The 17642-nt window shown below is 72.5% G+C and carries 18 protein-coding genes; 9 read left to right on the forward strand and 9 right to left on the reverse strand.

Annotated features, from left to right (window positions below; all coding sequences use genetic code 11):
* Window positions 1-56: 56 nt before the first annotated feature.
* Window positions 57-773 (reverse strand): AIM24 family protein, encoded by a 717-nt coding sequence (locus AC5PYY_RS04645; protein WP_493898625.1) that lies wholly within the window; start codon window positions 771-773, stop codon window positions 57-59.
* 81 nt (window positions 774-854) lie between these two features.
* Between AC5PYY_RS04645 and AC5PYY_RS04650 the strand changes: the two genes are divergently transcribed.
* On the forward strand, window positions 855-1217 hold the full coding sequence (locus tag AC5PYY_RS04650) for a hypothetical protein (protein WP_493898626.1): 363 nt from the start codon (window positions 855-857) through the stop codon (window positions 1215-1217).
* 53 nt (window positions 1218-1270) lie between these two features.
* On the opposite strand, the gene AC5PYY_RS04655 is transcribed toward AC5PYY_RS04650, so the two are convergent.
* The gene (locus AC5PYY_RS04655) at window positions 1271-1516 is read right to left on the reverse strand and encodes a DUF308 domain-containing protein (RefSeq protein WP_493898627.1); all 246 of its coding nucleotides are present in this window, start codon (window positions 1514-1516) and stop codon (window positions 1271-1273) included.
* Window positions 1517-1645: 129 nt separating this feature from the next.
* Here AC5PYY_RS04655 and AC5PYY_RS04660 point away from each other — a divergent pair, with 129 nt between their 5' ends.
* A complete protein-coding gene (locus AC5PYY_RS04660) occupies window positions 1646-2728 on the forward strand; it encodes an SGNH/GDSL hydrolase family protein (RefSeq protein WP_493898628.1) in 1083 nt (360 codons plus the stop codon).
* A gap of 246 nt (window positions 2729-2974) precedes the next feature.
* Window positions 2975-3358: a DUF2237 family protein gene (locus tag AC5PYY_RS04665; RefSeq protein WP_493898629.1), complete on the forward strand. Its 384-nt coding sequence runs from the start codon at window positions 2975-2977 to the stop codon at window positions 3356-3358.
* A gap of 12 nt (window positions 3359-3370) precedes the next feature.
* Here the strand turns inward: AC5PYY_RS04665 and AC5PYY_RS04670 are convergent, their stop codons facing one another.
* Window positions 3371-4018 carry a response regulator gene (locus AC5PYY_RS04670; RefSeq protein WP_493898630.1) on the reverse strand — a complete coding sequence of 216 codons (648 nt, stop codon included), beginning with the start codon at window positions 4016-4018 and terminating at the stop codon, window positions 3371-3373.
* On the reverse strand, window positions 4015-5157 hold the full coding sequence (locus AC5PYY_RS04675; RefSeq protein WP_493898631.1) for a sensor histidine kinase: 1143 nt from the start codon (window positions 5155-5157) through the stop codon (window positions 4015-4017). Before AC5PYY_RS04675 ends, AC5PYY_RS04670 begins: the two co-directional genes overlap by 4 nt.
* 166 nt (window positions 5158-5323) lie before the next feature.
* Here AC5PYY_RS04675 and AC5PYY_RS04680 point away from each other — a divergent pair, with 166 nt between their 5' ends.
* Entirely contained in the window at window positions 5324-5773 is a 450-nt protein-coding gene (locus AC5PYY_RS04680; RefSeq protein WP_493898632.1) for a DUF6326 family protein, read from the forward strand.
* On the opposite strand, the gene AC5PYY_RS04685 is transcribed toward AC5PYY_RS04680, so the two are convergent.
* Window positions 5774-6571, reverse strand: a complete 798-nt coding sequence (locus AC5PYY_RS04685) for a hypothetical protein (RefSeq protein WP_493898633.1) — start codon at window positions 6569-6571, stop codon at window positions 5774-5776.
* 216 nt (window positions 6572-6787) lie between these two features.
* Here AC5PYY_RS04685 and AC5PYY_RS04690 point away from each other — a divergent pair, with 216 nt between their 5' ends.
* Window positions 6788-7069 carry a DUF1540 domain-containing protein gene (locus tag AC5PYY_RS04690; RefSeq protein ID WP_493898634.1) on the forward strand — a complete coding sequence of 94 codons (282 nt, stop codon included), beginning with the start codon at window positions 6788-6790 and terminating at the stop codon, window positions 7067-7069.
* Here AC5PYY_RS04690 and AC5PYY_RS04695 read toward each other — a convergent pair whose 3' ends face one another.
* Window positions 7070-7891 carry a hypothetical protein gene (locus AC5PYY_RS04695; RefSeq protein ID WP_493898635.1) on the reverse strand — a complete coding sequence of 274 codons (822 nt, stop codon included), beginning with the start codon at window positions 7889-7891 and terminating at the stop codon, window positions 7070-7072.
* A gap of 338 nt (window positions 7892-8229) precedes the next feature.
* Here AC5PYY_RS04695 and AC5PYY_RS04700 point away from each other — a divergent pair, with 338 nt between their 5' ends.
* Window positions 8230-10497, forward strand: a complete 2268-nt coding sequence (locus AC5PYY_RS04700) for an HNH endonuclease signature motif containing protein (protein WP_493898636.1) — start codon at window positions 8230-8232, stop codon at window positions 10495-10497.
* A gap of 68 nt (window positions 10498-10565) precedes the next feature.
* Here AC5PYY_RS04700 and AC5PYY_RS04705 read toward each other — a convergent pair whose 3' ends face one another.
* On the reverse strand, window positions 10566-11594 hold the full coding sequence (locus AC5PYY_RS04705; RefSeq protein WP_493898637.1) for an endonuclease/exonuclease/phosphatase family protein: 1029 nt from the start codon (window positions 11592-11594) through the stop codon (window positions 10566-10568).
* A gap of 170 nt (window positions 11595-11764) precedes the next feature.
* Between AC5PYY_RS04705 and AC5PYY_RS04710 the strand changes: the two genes are divergently transcribed.
* Genes AC5PYY_RS04710 through AC5PYY_RS04720 form a run of 3 tightly spaced genes read left to right on the forward strand, consistent with a single transcriptional unit; the run spans window position 11765 to window position 15491 of the window.
* Entirely contained in the window at window positions 11765-12229 is a 465-nt protein-coding gene (locus tag AC5PYY_RS04710; RefSeq protein WP_493898638.1) for a (2Fe-2S)-binding protein, read from the forward strand.
* Window positions 12226-14445, forward strand: coding sequence for a xanthine dehydrogenase family protein molybdopterin-binding subunit (locus tag AC5PYY_RS04715; RefSeq protein WP_493898639.1), 2220 nt, complete (start codon window positions 12226-12228; stop codon window positions 14443-14445). The genes AC5PYY_RS04710 and AC5PYY_RS04715 overlap by 4 nt, the downstream gene beginning before the upstream one ends.
* The gene (locus tag AC5PYY_RS04720) at window positions 14442-15491 is read left to right on the forward strand and encodes a hypothetical protein (RefSeq protein WP_493898640.1); all 1050 of its coding nucleotides are present in this window, start codon (window positions 14442-14444) and stop codon (window positions 15489-15491) included. The genes AC5PYY_RS04715 and AC5PYY_RS04720 overlap by 4 nt, the downstream gene beginning before the upstream one ends.
* Before the next feature lie 412 nt (window positions 15492-15903).
* Here the strand turns inward: AC5PYY_RS04720 and AC5PYY_RS04725 are convergent, their stop codons facing one another.
* Window positions 15904-17175, reverse strand: coding sequence for a zinc metalloprotease (locus tag AC5PYY_RS04725; RefSeq protein ID WP_493898641.1), 1272 nt, complete (start codon window positions 17173-17175; stop codon window positions 15904-15906).
* A complete protein-coding gene (locus AC5PYY_RS04730; RefSeq protein ID WP_493898642.1) occupies window positions 17172-17633 on the reverse strand; it encodes a hypothetical protein in 462 nt (153 codons plus the stop codon). The genes AC5PYY_RS04725 and AC5PYY_RS04730 overlap by 4 nt, the downstream gene beginning before the upstream one ends.
* Window positions 17634-17642: the final 9 nt, after the last annotated feature.

The following is a 17642-nucleotide window of genomic DNA, read 5'->3' on the forward strand; positions in this document are numbered from 1 at the left end:
CATCAGTCTGCCGGACGTGCGCCTGCTCGTCCACGGGATCGCCGGAGTGGGGCCCCTCAGCTGAGGAAGTCGCTGAGCCCGCTGCCCCGGCGCTCGCCGGCGCCGGTGTTGGCGGCGTTCTCCGCCGGCTGCACGAGCACGTGGCCCTGCCCGCTGAAGGCCATCTGCACCATCTCGCCGGTGCCGCCGCGCAGCATCGACCCGAGCCCGCCGGTGTCGACCCGCACGTCCATCTGCACGCCGCCGGTCCACAGCACGACCGCCTGGGCGTCGCCGAAGGTCGGCGCCGACCCCACGTCGAGGGCGACGGGCTCGCCCTTGGTGGTCACCGCGACATACCCCGAGCCGCGCAGCGCGACGTTGAACAGGCCCCCGGCCATCATGCCGCCGCGGGCCGCCACCCGGTGGATGTTCCAGTCGATGGAGGAGGAGAAGGCCAGCACGTTGGCGCCGTTGACGGAGATGAGGTCGTCGTCCAGATAGAGCACCTGCACGTCGGCGGCGTCCTCGGCGAGGAAGAGCTCACCCTGACCGCTGCACTCCATCATGTGGACGCCCTCACCGGTCAGCGAGGACTTCACCAGCTTGTTGAGCCCGCCGGAGCCCTTGTTGGCGAAGCGGATGTCGCCCTGGTAGGCCACCATCGACCCCTGTCGCGCCAGCACCGGGCCGTAGTCCATCCGGACCTTGAGCATCTTGCTGTTCTGCCGGGTGAACTGGTCGCGGGCCTCGGTCTCCTTGAAGTCCTCGAACAGCGAGCCGTGGATAGCCATCGTCGTTCCCCTTCTCGTCACGGTCAGGCACGAGTATGGTGCGTAGCGGCTCCCGCTGTCATCTCCAGAAAGGTGAGTGAGATGGGATTCTTCGACAAGGCGCGCGCTGCCGCGACCGACCTCGCCGGTCGGGCCGAGACCATGATCACCGAGGCGTCGTCGGGGGTGTCGGGTCAGGGGACGACCGGTCTGTATGCCGAGCTCGGTCGCCTCGTCTACGCCGAGCACCAGGGTCAGGCACCCGACCCGGCCCGCAAGGGGCAGCTCATCGCGCAGATCGAGACCCACGAGGCCCAGGCGGCGCAGGCCGCCACGGCGCCACCTCCTCCCGGCACGCCCGCTGCCTCACCGGAACAGCCCCGGCCGACCGCGCCACCGCAGCCACCGCAGGACGAGCCGCGGCCGCAGACGCCGCCCCCGCCACCGCCGCCCCCGACCTCCTGAGGTCGAGCAGGGCCGCCGGCGCACCCGTGGCGCGGTTGCGCCGGGGTGTGACCTCAGCCCTGGACGTCGCCGCCGACCAGCCACCAGCGGGCGTTGCCGCGCTGCCCGATGCCGTCGACGATCTCCAGAACCCCACGGGCGATGAGCCCGACGATGGCCACGACGCCGTCCACGAGGGCGAAGACACCCCACAGGAGCACGAGGCTGACCGCCGTGGAGACGGGCCACACCAAGGCGCGGCACGAGAGCGACGAGGAGCTGCGTCGCTCGCGCGGCGTGCACTCCCTCGCCGTCGTCATGGGGTCCGCTCACGGTCGTGGCGGTCATCCTCGCGACGACGTCGTTGCTGGTCGGCGCCGCGCCGACATGACGGTAAACACGGGTCGCGACCTCTTGCCGACCGGCGTCCGCGCTGGTTGCATGACTCCATGTCAACGACGACACGAGCCCTGCTGGCCACCTTGAGCGCCACCGCCCTCGGCGCGACCCTCGCCGCGGGCCCCGCGAGCGCCGCGCCGGACGACTACGTCGCCCTCGGCGACAGCTTCAGCGCCGGCACCGGCACCCGCGCCTCCACCGACGACTGCTACCGCTCGCCGTACGGCTATCCCGCCCTCATCGCGGCCCGCGAAGGGCTGACCCTGGACTACCAGGCCTGCTCCGGGGCGACGACCTCCGACGTGCTGAGCAACCAGCTCGGCACGCTCGACGCCGCCACCGGCTACGTCACGATGACCATCGGGGGCAACGACGTGGGCTTCGCCGACGTCCTCACCGAGTGCGCGCTGCCCGGGTGGATCAGTGACTGCCACGGCGAGATCGACGATTCCCTCGTCGTGCTGCGCACCCAGCTCCCCGGTCGCCTCGACACGGTCTACGGCCAGATCGACGACCGCGCGCCGAACGCCGACGTGGCCATCGCGGGCTACCCCTATCTGTTCAACGGCCGCGACTGCAGCTGGGCCACGTTTTTCTCCGGCAGCGAGATGCGCCGGCTCAACGACGGCACCGCCGAGCTGGACGAGCTCATCCGCGACCGCTCCCAGCGGGTCGGTTTCGACTATGTGGAGGTCCGGGACGACTTCGCCGGGCACGCGGTCTGCGACTCGCCCGCGTGGATCAACAACCTGACCCTGCCGATCGTGGAGTCTTTCCACCCCAACCGCGCGGGCAACGAGGCGTATGCCGCGGCGATCACGCCGGCGCTGGCCGAGGTGGCGACCCAGCAGGGCCGGTCGGCGCCCCGGGCCGGGGGGCAGCAGTCGGCGGCCGCCCCGCAGTCGACATCTGACGCGGGCGGTCCCTCGCTGCGCGAGCAGGCCGACGTCGTGCTGGCGATGGACCTGACCAGCGAGGCGAACCTGCGCCGCGCCGTGGCCGAGGGCGTCGACAGGGGCAAGATCACCCGGGCCGTGGCCTGGCTGCGCAGCGGCAACGACGCCGTGGTCCGGCGCGGCCTCGCCGAGCTGCAGCGCCTCGACGCGGAGCACGCGGCCGCGACGAAGGACTGAGGGGCGCGCAGTCGGCTCAGTCCCGACCGATCACCTCCCAGATCGCCGTCCGGATGACTGGTGCGCGGGGAGTAGACCAGGACGCGGTCCCCTGCGCCATCCGGACGAGCGGCGCGCGCTTGCCGCGAGGCGACGACGAGCCAGGTGCGTCGTGTCATGCGGTGACGCTAGGTGAGGGGTGCGACATACCGCGCTCGGAGCGGACCCGGGTGGCCCCGGACCCACAGCCCTGGAAGGCTGAGCCGCATGCGCAACGTGCTCGGCGGCCAGCTCCAGGAGTGCGGCGTCGACCCGGTCACGGGGTTCACCCGGTCCGGGTCGTGCGAGGTCACGTCGGAGGATCTCGGGGTGCACGGCATCTGTGCCGTGATGACCGAGGAGTTCCTCACGCATCAGTATGCCGTCGGCAACGACCTGCTCACGCCGCGTCCGTCCTGGGGGTTCCCCGGGCTGCGGCCCGGAGACCGGTGGTGCGTGGTCGCCGCGCGCTGGGCCCAGGCCCACGCGGAGGGCAAGGCCGCCCCCGTCGTGCTGGCGAGCACGCACGAGGCGGTGCTCGAGATCGTGCCGCTCGACGTGCTGCGCCGGTATGCCGTGGACGTCCCCGACGACCTGTCCGGGCTGCGCTGACTGCGGTTCGGGTCAGACGCGCCGGGTGTCGTAGGCCCACATCGCGATCTCGACCCGGTTGCGGGCACCGAGCTTGGTCATGAGCGCGGCGATGTGGCTCTTGACCGTGCTCAACGCGATGTAGAGCTCGCCGGCGATCTCGGCGTTGGTGCGGCCCCGCGCGACCAACCGCAGCACCTCCTCCTCCCGCTCGGTGAGCGGGTCGAGGGGCTGGACCGGTGTCGTCGGCGTCTGGTCGGCGAAGGTCGCCAGGAGCCGTCGGGTCACGTCGGGGGCGATCAACGCGTCACCGGCGGCCGCCGCGCGAATCGCCTGGGCGAGCAGATCGGGGCCGGCGCCCTTGAGCAGGAAGCCGCGCGCGCCGGCACGCAGCGCGCCGAGCACGTAGTCGTCGAGGTCGAAGGTGGTGATGACGACGACGGCCATCGGGTGGGCCACGCCCGGGCCGGCCAGACGCCGGGTCACCTCGACGCCATCGAGCCCGGGCATCCGGATGTCGACGAGCAGGACGTCCGGGCGCAGTTGTCGCGCCACCTCCAGCGCCCCCGGCCCGTCGGCCGCCTCCCCCACGACCTCGATGCCGGGCTGGGCACCCAGGATCAGCACCAGCCCGGTGCGCACCAGGTCCTGGTCGTCGGCCACCACGACCCGGATGCTCATGTGGGACCGTCCACCGGCAGCGCGACCTCGACCACCCAGCCGCCCTCGGGCGCCGGCCCCGCGGAGAGCGAGCCGCCGAGCAGCTGGGCGCGCTCCGTCATACCCGTGAGACCGAAGCCTCTCCCCGGGCCGTGCCCGGGGTCGATGCGCCCGTCGTCGGCGACCCGCAACGTCACCACCTCGCCCGACCGGCGGATCTCGATGAGGACCCGGGTCGCGCCGCGGGCGTGCCGCAGGGCGTTGGTGAGTCCCTCCTGGGCTAGCCGGTAGAGCGCGGCGTCGACCGGGCGCGGCAGGAGCGTCACGGAAGGGTCGATGTCGACCTCCACGGCGGGCGTCGTGCCGGTGCGGGCCAGGGCGGGCAGGTGGGCGACGCCTTGCTGCGGCGCGAAGGTGGTGCTCCCGTCCTCGTCCCGGAGCACCCGGACCATCGACCTCATCTCCGCCAGCGTGCGCGACGCCTCGTCCTCGATCGCGGAGAGCACCCCGGCCGCCCGGTCCGGGCGGCTGCCGACGAGCACACCGCCGGCCTGCGCCTGCACCGCGATGGCCGAGACGTGGTGGGCCACGGTGTCGTGCAGCTCGCGCGCCAGCGCCAGGCGCTCCTCGTTGCGGATCTCCACCTGGCGGCGGTGCCACAGGGCGGCGCGATAGCGGAAGACCGCCGCGAGCGCGGCGACGAGGAGCAGCAGCAGGGTCCCGCCCACGACGTCGGTCGGGCCGGCCGCGGCGACGTACATGCTGAACGCGACGACGGCGCCGACGAAGGCCAGGCCCAGCGTGATCTCGCGACCCGAACCCCACCGCACCAGGGAGAAGAGCAGGACGACGACCACCATCATCGACGCGAGCCCGAGGTCGTCGGTGCGGGCCACCAGCTGCAGGAGCGAGAGCAGCCCGGCGACGCCGAAGCCGACGAGGCAGGCGACCAGCGGATGCCGGCGGCGCAGCAGGAGCGCCGGCACCAACGTCATACCGAGCAGCACGACGACCGGCCGCCAGGCCAGGTCCGGCCGGAGGATTCCCTCGACCAGGGCGGCGACGCCGAAGACCGCGGCGAGGACCTGGTCGAGGCGGCCCACCGGCGGGGCGGCGGCGGGCCGCGGCTCGCGCCAAAGGGGACGCCACGGACTGGTCACGGTCGTCAGCCTAGGGCTCGCCACACCTGTCGCGGACCCACCGGAAGGACGACGCGAGGACCGTCCTTCCGGACTGGCAGGTGCTGGCTCCCGGGCGGGCGCGCCCGGAGGGTGAGCACGGCGATCGTGGGAGGCATCACCAACCACCGAGGCGAAAGGCCACGACATGACCACTCAGAGCGCACCGCGCCCCACCCTGCACGACCAGTCGGTCCCGGTCCGGACCAAGCTCGCGGCCGCCTGGGCCGCTTTCATGTTCTTCTACATCTACGTCGACTACCTGCACCTCTACCAGCCCGGCGCGGTCGCCGACATCCTGGACGGCGTCGTGTGGAAGTTCGACATCACGCAGACGTTCGTGGTCACCGCGCTCGCGAGCGTGGCGATCCCGGCGCTCATGATCCTGCTGTCCACGACGCTTCCCGCGCGGGCGAACCGCCTGCTCAACCTCGTCGTGGGGGCGCTGTACGTCCCCTACTCGGTGTTCAACGCGGTGGGCGAGTCCTGGATCTGGTTCTTCGGGCTCGGCGTCGTGCTCGAGGTGGTCATCCTCGCCTTCATCCTCCGCTCGGCCTGGACCTGGCCGCGCACGTCGGGTGCGGCGCGGGCCGCGTAGTCAGCGCTCCTCGGTCGGGCCGGGCCGCAGCCCCGCCCGCTCGCTCTGGGCCGCCCGGCTCGCGAGGGCCAGCAGGAAGGCGCCCCCGACGAGGTCCATGAAGCCGATGACGAGCAGGATGATCGTCAGCGCGTTGCCGTTGCCCGAGCTGTAGCGCTGGATGCCGAAGATGACGATGACGACGCCGAGCACGGTGTAGACCCAGCCGCGGCGGCGCAGGCTCGCCGGGCTCTGCCGGGCGCTGCCCGACCCGAGCAGGCCCTCGGGGGTGCTGGTGGGCTGGTCCGGGGCGGTGCCGCTGTCGGTGTCGGCGCCGGTGTCGGTGTCGGCGGCCGCGGGCGCGTCGGAGCGGTCCCTAGCCGCCGCCCGACCCGCCTCGTCGTCGAAGGTGCCGTCGAAGGGCGCGCCGGTCTGTGCGTCATACGCCTCGTAGCCGGTCTCCTCCGCCACGATGCGCACGGCCTCCCGCGTCTCGTGGTGCACGCGCTCCACGTCGGCGTCGCTCCGGTAGGGGAAGCTGACCGAGGCCGAGCGGTCGAACAGCTCCACCTGGATCCCCGTCTCCTCGGCGTCGAGCTCGCCGTAGACGTCGCCGCCGGCCTCCTCCGCCACCCAGACCTCCACCGGGCCGGTGACGACCTCGCGGACCCGACCCTCGATGCGCCGCCAGGTGTCCACCCCCGAGGCGAGGGCCTGCTCGTCCGACGCCAGCGCCTCGTCGTCGGCCTCGGCCGCCGCGATCGCCTCGTCCCACGGCTGGTCGGGGAGGCGGGGATACAGCGCGATGTCGTAGCTCATGGTGTCCATCTTGCCTGCGACGGGGGCCGGGGTATGCACATGGTGTTGTGATGGAAAGGCGTCATGCATTCGTTCGGACACCTTGGCTTTTTTTATTTCTGCGGCGGCCCTATCTCTGATCAGGTGCGATGTCCTTGTGGCGGCTCTGGAGCAGCCACTAACGTGGCATTTCAGCGGAAAGATTTTCCGGCACAGTATGGGGAAAGGAAGGCTGTCATGGCCACTGTCACTGCGATCTCCTCGTGCGAGGTCACCGCGTGCGCCTACAACAAGGACGGCTGCAGCGCCGAGGCCGTCACGATCGCCGGTGAGTCCGGCGGCGCGACCTGCGGGACCTTCATCGAGCTCGACGTGCGCGGAGGTCTTCCCGTGGCCGGTGGCCACGTGGGTGCTTGCCAGCGGTTGGAGTGCGCGCACAACTCCGACCTCATGTGCACGGCCGAGGCCATCACCGTCGGTGGCGACACCGCCAACTGCCTCAGCTACACCGCGAGCTGATCACTCGACTGCCGCCGCCGTCCTCCGCCACGCCTGGAGGGCGGCGGTGAGCGCTGTCAGGTCCCTGATCGGGGCGGGGAAGGGCACGACGACCGACCGGGTGAGGTGCTCCTCGACCTGCAGCCAGGTGCAGCCGGTGCTGTCGACATCGGCGAGGAGCACCTGACCGGCATACTCCGCGATGCCGGGTGGTGTCGGCTGGGCGCCGCAGACCAGACCGGGTCGGACGCTGTCCGCAGCCTCCTGCACCACGGACGACGCCTCCCCGAGCGCCGCGACGAGCGCGACGCTGTCCCACTCCTGCTCCCGCGACGGGAAAGCAGGCTGCTCGGCGAGCTCAGGCAGCAGCAGCGTGCTCACGCCGCCGTGACCATGCACGATGACCTTGTCGCCGCTCAGCGCGAGCAGCGCGACGCGCGCACCGGCCTGGGCGGCCAGGGCCACCGTCTCGGGGAGCGCACCGGCCTGACGCAGGGAGCGGACCTGCTCCTCCTCCAGCACGTGCAGGTGACCGAGAGCGTGCAGGCTGGCCGTCGCGACCTGCAGCCGCGCGTCAGCCGCCAGCTGGTCGAGTCGCAGGCGGACGGCGCCGCAGCTGCCGGGGTCGATCGCGAAGCTGTCGTTTAGTGCGAGGGCGACCTGGCCGGTGGCGCAGAGCCCGTGGGCGAGTGGGCGGTGGGCAGTGTCCGGGTCGAGGTGGTAGGCCACCACGCTGCAGCGTCCAGCGCCCTCGAGGAGTCGGGCCGCGACCGAGCGCGCCATCGCGTGGCGGAGGGCGTCGAGGTCGTCGGGCACCTGGGAGGGCGTGCGCGGGGCCGTCATGGACTAAGGATACCCTCACCCGGAATGCGTTGAGGACGCGCGCCTAATGGGGCTGTGGTGAGGGTGCGTCTGCCGGTGCTCTGGTGCGGCACCGGCCCTCCCGAGGGGTGGGCGAAGAAGGTGGCGCCGAGTGGGCGAAGAAGGTGGTGCCGATGGTGTGGGCCGACTGGGCGGATTCGGGGCCGCTCCTGGGCCTGGGCTTGGGTCCCGGGTGGTGAGGGTGTCGTGGTGGATCGCGAGAACGCTGGACGACTCTCTTGACGTCGAACAGGTGTTCGAGTAGTGTGGTGGGTAGTCGCTCACCAGGGGTGGCGGCAGGTTCGTCGGGGGAGGTCGGTGTGGCGGTCGCGACGGTGGAGTGGGGTGCTGGGTCGGAGTCGGCGGGGGCGGCGGCCCTGGAGGCGTTGGGGTCGGTCGCGGCGGTGCGGGCGGGGCTCGAGGCGCGGTTGATCGAGGCGGCGCGGTTGGTGGTGTCGGTGACGGGGGCCGCGCTGCTGGCGGCGAAGGGGTTCAGCAGCGTGGAAGAGCTGACCGAGGCGCAGCGGGTCAAGTGGCGCACGGAGACGAAGCGGGGCGCGTGCCAGGAGGTGCAGGCCGCGTTGGGGATGGGTGAGGCGCAGGCGAGGCAGTTGGTGGGGGTGGCGTGTGCCCCGGTGCGGGTGCGGGCGGCGGTGCTGGGGGCCCTGGATCGGGGTGAGGTGACCTGGGAGATGGTGCGGGGTTTCTGGCGCCGCTGCGGGGCGTTGCCGGCCGAGGGTGCGGAGCTGGTCGCGGAGGGGGTGTTCGGGGATGACCCGGAGACGGTGGTGGCCGAGCGGTTGGACCCGGACGGTGAGCTGCTGGACCGGCCGTGGCATGAGGCGGACTACCGGGCGGTGCTGGAGCGGGAGGCCCGCCGGGTCGAGGGGGAGGATGTTGCTGCGGAGCGGGAGCGGCGGCGCAGGGCGTACCGGGCCCGGCATGTGTCGGTGCAGGTCAATGATGACGGGTCGGGCACGTTGGCGGTGACGGGTCCGGTGCTGGCGATGATCGGTGCGCATACCCGGATCGAGCGGGCGGCCCGGTTGCTGCGCAAGCAGGGCGATCCTCGCACCCTGGACCAGCTGCGGGCGGACATCGCCGCGACGCTGTTGCTCCACGGGCACGTCCCGACCCCTGCGGGCACGACGGCAGGCACGAGCGCAAGCGATGACGACAGGGCTAGCGGTGCGCCTAGCGGGACCACCGCAGGAGCAGGCCACCGCGGCGCGCAGAGCAGCCCAGCCGGCACCGACAGCGACGCCGACGGTGACACCGACACCGGCGGTGACGTGGATGGTCATCTGATGGTGCCGGATGTCGCCGGGATCGCTCGGGTGGTCACGGGGATGCCGGCGGTGCAGCTGCAGGTCGTCGTGCCCTGGGACGCGCTGGCCGGGCGGGTCACGTGCCCGACCTGCACCAGACCGACCGGCGTGACGGGCAAGCACCCGCCGCCGGACGATCCTGCCCCTGCGTCGGGGGTGGGTCTGGTGTTGGGGCGGCACCCGGTGTACGTGGGTCCGGGGCAGGCGCGGGAGATCGCGTTGATGCCGGGCACGACGCTGTTGCGGTTGTTGACGGACCCGGCGGATGGGCGGTTGATCGAGCGGAGCACCGCGTCGTACCGGCCGGACGCGGCGATGCGCCGGCAGGTGCTGGCCGCGGACGTGTTCTCCCGGGCGCCGGGGTCCCGGCTGCCCGGGGCGGTGTGCGAGCTGGACCACGTCACCCCGTGGGCCGCCCGGGGGGCGGGGGGTCCGACCGCGGAGACCAACCTCGTCGCGCTCGGCAAACGGGTCCATGACCTGAAGACCCGGGGGTTGGCGTTCGCCGCGATCAACGAGGCGCGGGACCTGACCTGGGTCACGCTGCTCGGGCAGGCCCAGACCACGAGGGTCCACGACTACCGGCAGTACGCCCACGGCCCTAGCACCACCGGCCACTCGGGCGCGGCTGATACTTCGGGAACGTCTCGGGCGCAGGTGGAGGCCGGGCTGCGGGAGGCGGTGGACCGGCTTTCTCCGATCGACCCCGCCCGGGTTGGGGAGCACCCGAGTGCACGGGAGGACCTGGACGATCGGCGGGACCTGCTGAACCGGGCGTTCTACGCCGCTCTCGCGCACCGCGGGGTCGGTGCGTTCCTGGAAGATCACGACGACCACCCCGGGTCCGGAGAGCACGGCGGCCCGCTGGCCGGGTGGATGTGGGTCACCCGCACCACCGCGGGCGGGCAACGCCGCCACGGGCCCGATCCCGACACCCCCACCCTCGACCAGGTCCTCCACCCCGCCAGCACCCACGAGACGGACGACCACGACTCGGTCGACCGCGGCGGTAGCCGCGACGGACGTGAAGGCGGCGTTGACGACGGCAGCAATGGCGGCGACGGCGGCGACAGCCACGGCGGGCAGGACAGGCCGGGCAAGCGCGGCGAGCAGGACAGGCCTGGACAGCGCCCGGGGCACGAGCCGCGAGACAGGCACGACGAGCGGGGCAGGGGCGGATCGCAGAAACCGAGCGAGCGCGACCCGAGCGAGCGACCCCGCTGGGGCACCACGCCAGGCGACGACACCCCACCCTTCTGACCAGCGCAGTGGCCGCCTCGCCGGCCCTGGCCACCCCGACGGCCCTGGCCGCCACGGCGGGTCACCGCTCAGGCAGGCCGATGCCGGAAGCGCACGCGGACGATCCCGTGGTCGCCGGTGCCGCGTTCCTTCTGGTTCTCCTCGTTGAGGTGGTCGTTGACGACGTCCAGCCCGTCGAAGAGCCAGCGCCGCCGGTAGGAGTGGTCGTAGAACTGCTCCGAGACGAGCACGTGGTCGAGGGACTCGCGCAGATCCTGATAGACGTGCGTGTAGTAGACGTCACGGGTGCTGCGGTACTCCTGCAGCGTCTGCGCGGTGTAGAGCGCGTTGTCGCCGCCCCCGCGGGACTCGCCCACCAGGTAGCGCGGTTGTTCGGTGAGGATGTTGAGCGTGTTGGAGTGCTGGCCGTCGTTGAGGTCGCCCAGCACGATGACCGGGGTCACGGTCCCCTTGAGCTCGGCGGTGAGGATCACCCGCAGCGCCGCGGCCTCGGCGGTGCGCCGCACGGTCGAGAGCGCGGCCCCGATCGCGGTGGTATGCGGTTTGTAGCGGTCGCGGTCGGCGTTGTACCAGGGCTCGCGCCAGATCTGCGTCGGCGCCTTGGACTTCACGTGACACACGTAGACCGCGGTCGCCGGCTCGTCGTCGCGGGGAGCGATCTCGAAGCGGAGCACGGGGCGTGAGAAGCCACGGATCCTCACCGCGATGTCGGGTGTCTGCGGATCCTCACCGGAGGACTCCAGCCGCAGGTCGTCCGGGAAGGTGTCGAGCCAGCGGGGCGAGTCGGGCACGAGCAGGTCCCGGCGGACCAGGGCCGCGCAGACGATCTTGGCGCCGGTCGCCGGCGCCGCCAGCAGCTCGTAGTCCTCCTCGAGGCCGGACTGGGTCACGACGTCCCGCAGAGCCTCGGCGTGCCACAGCTCCTGCAGACCCAGAACGTCGGGTGCGAGGTCGCGCAGCATCCGCGCCGACCAGGCGACCTTGGCGGCATACTGGTCCGGGCTCCACCCCTCGCCGTTCTGATACATCGGCCCACCGGGCAGGTTCAGGTTGTAGAGGTTGAAGGTCGCGACGCTCAGCGTCGGACGATTGACCACGGTGCCTCCTCGGTCCCGGTGCTCACGGCATACCTCGTCGTTCGGCTCTACCCTCGCACTCCGCCAGAGTCTGCCGCTCGCATCCCAGATACGCGCGGTGCCGTGCGGTGAGGGTTCGGCTGGATAGATTGGGTGCCCGCACGCCGTCCCCGAAGTCACCAGGAGAGCACGTGCAGCTGTCGGTCAACGGCACGGACGTCGAGGTGCAGCGGCCCGACGAACCTTTGCTCTGGGTGCTCCACGACGAGCTGGAGCTCAACGGTGTCCGTTACGGCTGCGGCATCGGCGCCTGCGGGTGCTGCACCGTCCTCGTCGACGGGGAGCCGCAGCGGTCCTGCCAGCTCACCCCCCGCGACGTCGAGGGCCGCGAGCTGCGCACCCTCGAGGGCCTCGCCGAGGACGACGAGCTGCACCCGGTGCAGGAGGCCTTCGCCGAGAACCCGCTCCAGTGCGGCTGGTGCCTGCCCGGCCACGTCCTGTGCGCCGTCGCCCTCCTGGAGCGCACGTTCTCACCGGACGAGGCGCAGATCGAGGAGTCGGCCCGCGTCAACCTGTGCCGCTGCGGCGGCTACAACAGCGTCCGCGCCAACGTCGCCCGCGCCGCCGAGATCGCCGCGGAGCGGGGACGCCGGTGACCGCCGCAGAGGGGGATGCCGCCCCGGAGGCCGAGCGCCCGCCGCGCCGTCGGCGCCTCACCCGCCGCCGTTTCCTCATCGGAGCCGCCAGCGGCGCCGGGCTGCTCCTCGTGGGGGCCCCCATCGCGCTCGATCGGGGCCGCCCGTTCCTCGCCGAGCAGGTGCTCGAGAGGGGCATCGGCGACCCGGAGATCCCCGAGCCCATGGTGTGGTTCGAGCTCACACCGGCCGGCGTGACCTTGCACGTGCCCAAGATCGAGATGGGCCAGGGCATCCACACCGCGCTGGCCCAGATCGCCCTGGCCGAGCTCCCGCTGCTCGACGCCGACACCCTCGCCGTCGTCCAGGCCGACACGCGGCGCGGGTTCGCCGGCGGCACGATGTTCACCTTCGGCTCTACCTCGGTCTCCAGCCTCTACCAGCCGCTGCGCACGGCCGCCGCCGCAGTGCGGGAGATGCTCCTCGCCGACGCCGCGGAGCGGCTCGGGGCCGACCGGCAGCAGCTCGCCATGACCCCGGGCGAGATCTCGGTGCGTGGTCAGGCGACGGCGGTCTCCGTGGCCGAGATCGTGCGCGACCACGAGGGCACCTGGGAGCCGCCCGAGGACGCCGACCTGCTCACCGATCCCTCGGCGCCGATCCCCGACCTCCCGCGCGTCGACATTCGTGACAAGCTCACCGGCTCCGCCGTCTACGGGTATGACGCCCGCCTGCCCGGGATGCGCTACGGCGCCGTCGCGCGGCCGCCCCGGTTCGGCGCGGAGCTGGTCTCCGCGCAGGCACCGGACTGGTTCGCCGACGAGGGGGTCGAGCTGGTGCTCGACCTCGAGGCCGGCTTCGCCGGGGTCGTCGCCCCCAGCCGCACCCTGGCCTGGAACGCCCGCGACGCCCTCGACACCGCCTGGTCCGGCGGCACCACCGCCTCGACCGAGGACCTCGAGGCCGCCCTGGACGCCGAGGATGGCGCGGTCATCCGCCGCACCGGCAACCTGCGCGAGGCGCTCGCGGACGGCACGGTGGTGGAGGCGGCATACCGCACGCCGTATGCCGCCCACCTGCACCTCGAGCCGCTCGCGGCCCTCGCGACCGTGACCCCCGCGACCGACGACGCCCCGGCCCAGGTCGAGGCGTGGGTCCCGACCCAGGCGCCGGACACGGTGATCGACCAGACCCGTGAGCTGCTCGGCGACGACACCGAGGTCGTCGTGCACGTGACCTATCTCGGCGGCTCCTTCGGCCGCAAAGGCAGCCAGGACGCCGCGCTCGAGGCGGTGCGCCTGTCCCGGGCCGCCGGAGTGCCCGTGCACGTCGGCTGGACCCGCGAGGAGGACCTCCGGCACGGTCTCTACCGCCCTCCGACGCACACCCGGCTCCGCGGCACCGTGGGCACCGAGGGCCGGATCCGCGGCGTCGAGCAGCACAGCTCCAGCGGCGACATCATCTGGGCCGTGGCCGGCCTGCCCGAGTTCGTCAGGGGCACGCTCGGCTTCGACCCCGGCACCCTGCTCGGCCAGTTTCTCCCCTACGACCTCCCCGCCTACCGCGTGCACAACCAGCGCCAGCAGCTGGAGGTGCCGACCGGCCCCTGGCGCGGCCTCGGCCTGCTGCCCAACGTCTTCGCGACCGAGAGCTTCGTCGACGAGCTCGCGCTCGCCGCGGGCGTCGACCCGCTCGCCTTCCGGCTGGACCACCTCCCGGCCACCGAGACGGGTGACCGGCTCGCCGCCGCGCTGCGCGCTGCCGCCGAGGAGTCAGGCTGGGACACCCCGCCGGAGCCGGGCCGTGGCCGCGGCATCGCCTGCAGCGTCGAGCACGACACGGTCGTCGCCCAGGTCGCGGAGGTCTCGGTCACCGGCGGCGAGATCACCGTCCACAGCGTCGTCTGCGTGGTCGATCCTGGCCTGGTCATCAGCGAGTCCGGGGCCCGCTTGCAGTCGGTCGGCTCGGTCGTCATGGGTCTCTCCTCCGCGCTGCTCGAGCACCTGCCCATCGCCGACGGCGCGGTCGTCCCGGGCAACGTCGACGGCTACCCGATCCTGCCGCTCGACCGCACCCCACCCATCGACGTCACGCTCGTCGAGAGCTCGGAGGTCCCGCACGGCCTGGGCGAGCCCGTGCTCGGCCCGGTCGCGGCGGCCGTCGCCAACGCCGTCGCCGCCGCCACTGGCGAGCGGCTGCGCACCCTCCCCCTGCGCCCCACCGAGGAGTCGGCATGACCCACACACCCACGCTGCGGGAGCGGCTGCATACCAACCCGCTGCTGTGGTTGGTGCCGATGTCCTTCGTCCTCACGGGCGCGACCTACGTCGTCGGCCTGCAGATCCAGCGCGACGACCTGCTGCCCGACGCCGGCGCCTCCTGGTACTACTGGCAGCTCCCCGAGCCCACCGTCTGGACCCGCGCCTCCGCCTGGACCGGCTACGTCCTCCACCAGCTCAGCCTCTGGGGCCTCATCTACTACGCCCAGACGCGCGTCGGCCGCTGGACCGACGGGCTGCACCGGATCAACGTCGTGGCGCTGCTGACCAACCTCGGCTTCATCCTGCTGCACCTGGTGCAGTCCTGGATCTTCTACGACGGCCTCGCCCAGGACGTCTCGATCTTCTCCTCGCAGGGCTCGGTGGTCCTGCTGCTCGTCGCGGTGCTGCTCATGGAGAACAAGCGCCGCGGCCTCTTCTTCGGGAGGAAGGCGCCGCTGGGCCGCCGGGTGGTCGACTTCGCCCGGCGCTACCACGGCTACCTCTTCTCCTGGGCGATCGTCTACACGTTCTGGTACCACCCCGCCGAGATCACCCAGGGTCACCTCATCGGCTTCTTCTACATGTATCTCCTGCTCACCCAGGGCAGCCTCTTTTTCACCCGCAGCCACACCAACCGCTGGTGGACCTTCTCCTTGGAGATCATGGTCGCCGCGCACGGGGCGCTGGTCGCCTACATGCAGGCCGGGCCGACCGGCTTCTGGCCGATGTTCGCCTTCGGCTTCCTCGGCATCTTCGTCCTCACCCAGCTGCACGGTCTGGGGCTGTCGGTGCCGGTGCGCACCGCCGTCACGATCGGGTATGCCGTCGCCGTCGCCGGGACCTACACCTTCCTGCGCGGCTGGGACTCGGTCGACGAGATCGTCCGGATCCCCGTCATCGAGTACGCCCTCGTCTTCGTCCTGGCGCTGCTCATCTGGCTCGGTCTGCGGATCGGCGACGTCGTGCGCCGGGTCGGCGGCGCGTCGCGTCGGGAGCGGGAGGGTGACCGGGTCGGCGCCTGAAGGCCAGCTGCGCGCGGGCGAGGACCGGCTGCTGCTCTCGATCGCGGGTGGACCGGCGACGTGCTGCGCGTCTATGCCGGGGAAGGGCTGATCGCCGACCAGTTCTGGTCCGGCCGCGACCTGGAGCTCGACCTGCTGCCGCACGCCGGCGCGATCCGGGCCGGTGGCCTGTGTCTGCGCGGCTTCGCCTGGGACCCGAGGACCGACATCCACGTCGACCCCCGGGTGCGCCCGCAGGTGGACGAGCCGGTGCTGGACATCCACACCGTCCGCCTGCGACGGCGGCGACGCTCGGTGGGGGTGAGAGCAACCAATCGCGACGCTCGGTGGGATCGTGGCCGCGCGGAGGGGTATGCAGCGTCCGGGCTGAGGGAGGGTGAGGGCTCGGCTGGTGGAGAGGTGGGGCGGCAGGTCAGGTCGCGAGCGAGCGGCGGTAGGCCGCCTCTGCGCGCTCGACGCCCTCGACGAGGTCAGCCGCGGCTGCGGGGTCGCGCTGCGTCAGCACGGCATACACCTGCCACATCTGGGCGCGCAGCGCCTCGGTGGCGACGGCGGATGCGCCCGCCCCGATCGGGGCGGTGTCTGAGCTGCCGACGAGGTCGACGCCGGCGACCGCCCGAGGCGACCAGGCGGAGGCCGGCGCCAGGGTGCGGCGCGGCGCCGCGACGGGCTCGGGCCAGGTGAGACCCTCGGCCTCCGCATCGCCGCAGGAGTCGCCGGAGCCGCCGCCGTCTCCCGCGTCCACGTCCGGCTCGTAGGCGATGGTGCTGCCGATGCTCGCCCGCGGCCCGCTCAGGGCGGCCTGCATCCGCGTGACCTGACCGGCGGAGAACATCATCATCGCCGCATCGTCGACGTAGTCCATGTAGTTGACGAAGAGGTCGCCGTCCGGGCCGTTGCCGCAGCTCACCGACGGGAAGGTCGGGGTGCCGGTGTTCGGGCCACCCTGGTTGGGCGTGTCGCCGACCTGGTCGCTGCCCGTGCAGCCGGTGCCGTCGTCACCCCAGATGTGCCGCAGGTTGAGCCAGTGACCGACCTCATGGGTCGTGGTGCGGCCGCCGTCGAAGGGCGCGGTGGCCGTGCCGGACGTCCCGAAGGCGCTGTGCAGCACGACCACGCCGTCGGTCTCGGGCGGCCCGCCGGGGAACTGCGCATAGCCCAGCACCCCGCCCTCGAGCTGGCACACCCAGATATTGAGGTAGCGGTGCGCGGGCCACGCGTCCGAGCCCCCCGAGGCCGCGCTCTTGACGCCGTCGTCGGTCCCGAAGCCGCGCACCTCGGTGCGCACCCTCACGATGCCGTCGGTCGGGTTGCCGTCCGGGTCGGTGGTCGCCAGTTCGAACTGCACGCGCGCATCGCCCACCAGCGGCGCGAACGGCTCCGGCACGCTGCCGAGGTCGTCGTTGCGCGCGCGGAAGTCGGCGTTGAGCACGTCGAGCTGGCTGCGGATCTGCGTCGCCGAGACGTCCTCGGCATTGGTGCGCGCCACGACGTGCACCACGACCGGGATGAGCGTGCAGCCCTCTCGGGCGGCGAGCTGCGGGAAGACCTGGGCGCGCATCGAGAGGTTCTCGATCGTGGCGCGCGCGCTCGCATAGCCCTCGGCGGTGCGCAGGAGCCGCTCGTGGACCTGCCCGGTCGCGCAGGTCCGGTGCGGTATGCCGTGCTGCTGGGTGGGGGTCATGTCGCCTCACTCCTCGGGACTGCGGGGTCTGGGTCCGCGTCGGTGGTCGCGTCGGGGTCGGTGCTGGCCCCGGGATCGGTATCGGGGCTGGTGACCGACCGGGCACGGCCGACCAGGCGCCCCGGCTCCAGGCGGTCGATGTCGACCTCGTGGCTCACGGTAGGGGTGCGCACCGACAGGTGTCGCCCGTCGAGGTGCCAGCTCCCGGAGTCCTCGGTCGGGCGGTCGTCTGCTCCGGGGCCGAGGGTGCCCGCCGAGCCGTCGAGCGAGAGCACGAAGGACTGCCGTCCGCGCGCTGGCGGCAGGTCCGCGGCACGGTCCCCGCTGACGAAGACCATCTCCTCGCCGTCGCCCTGCTCGGGCGCGCTGACCCATCGATCGGCCAGCAGGCGTGCGTCGACGAGGTGGTCGCCGTCGTCGCGGTCCACGCCTCGGTCGCCGTCCCCCGGCTCTCTCATCACCGCCCT

This window comes from Serinicoccus sp. JS2-9 (genome assembly GCF_059025165.1).

What these genes read in the sequence shown, in the direction of transcription:
- AC5PYY_RS04645 (WP_493898625.1), bottom strand. Translation starts at nt 773, where the DNA reads ATGGCTATCCACGGCTCGCTGTTCGAGGACTTCAAGGAGACCGAGGCC.
- AC5PYY_RS04650 (WP_493898626.1), top strand. Translation starts at nt 855, where the DNA reads ATGGGATTCTTCGACAAGGCGCGCGCTGCCGCGACCGACCTCGCCGGT.
- AC5PYY_RS04655 (WP_493898627.1), bottom strand. Translation starts at nt 1,516, where the DNA reads ATGACGACGGCGAGGGAGTGCACGCCGCGCGAGCGACGCAGCTCCTCG.
- AC5PYY_RS04660 (WP_493898628.1), top strand. Translation starts at nt 1,646, where the DNA reads ATGTCAACGACGACACGAGCCCTGCTGGCCACCTTGAGCGCCACCGCC.
- AC5PYY_RS04665 (WP_493898629.1), top strand. Translation starts at nt 2,975, where the DNA reads ATGCGCAACGTGCTCGGCGGCCAGCTCCAGGAGTGCGGCGTCGACCCG.
- AC5PYY_RS04670 (WP_493898630.1), bottom strand. Translation starts at nt 4,018, where the DNA reads ATGAGCATCCGGGTCGTGGTGGCCGACGACCAGGACCTGGTGCGCACC.
- AC5PYY_RS04680 (WP_493898632.1), top strand. Translation starts at nt 5,324, where the DNA reads ATGACCACTCAGAGCGCACCGCGCCCCACCCTGCACGACCAGTCGGTC.
- AC5PYY_RS04685 (WP_493898633.1), bottom strand. Translation starts at nt 6,571, where the DNA reads ATGAGCTACGACATCGCGCTGTATCCCCGCCTCCCCGACCAGCCGTGG.
- AC5PYY_RS04690 (WP_493898634.1), top strand. Translation starts at nt 6,788, where the DNA reads ATGGCCACTGTCACTGCGATCTCCTCGTGCGAGGTCACCGCGTGCGCC.
- AC5PYY_RS04695 (WP_493898635.1), bottom strand. Translation starts at nt 7,891, where the DNA reads ATGACGGCCCCGCGCACGCCCTCCCAGGTGCCCGACGACCTCGACGCC.
- AC5PYY_RS04720 (WP_493898640.1), top strand. Translation starts at nt 14,442, where the DNA reads ATGACCCACACACCCACGCTGCGGGAGCGGCTGCATACCAACCCGCTG.
- AC5PYY_RS04725 (WP_493898641.1), bottom strand. Translation starts at nt 17,175, where the DNA reads ATGACCCCCACCCAGCAGCACGGCATACCGCACCGGACCTGCGCGACC.
- AC5PYY_RS04730 (WP_493898642.1), bottom strand. Translation starts at nt 17,633, where the DNA reads ATGAGAGAGCCGGGGGACGGCGACCGAGGCGTGGACCGCGACGACGGC.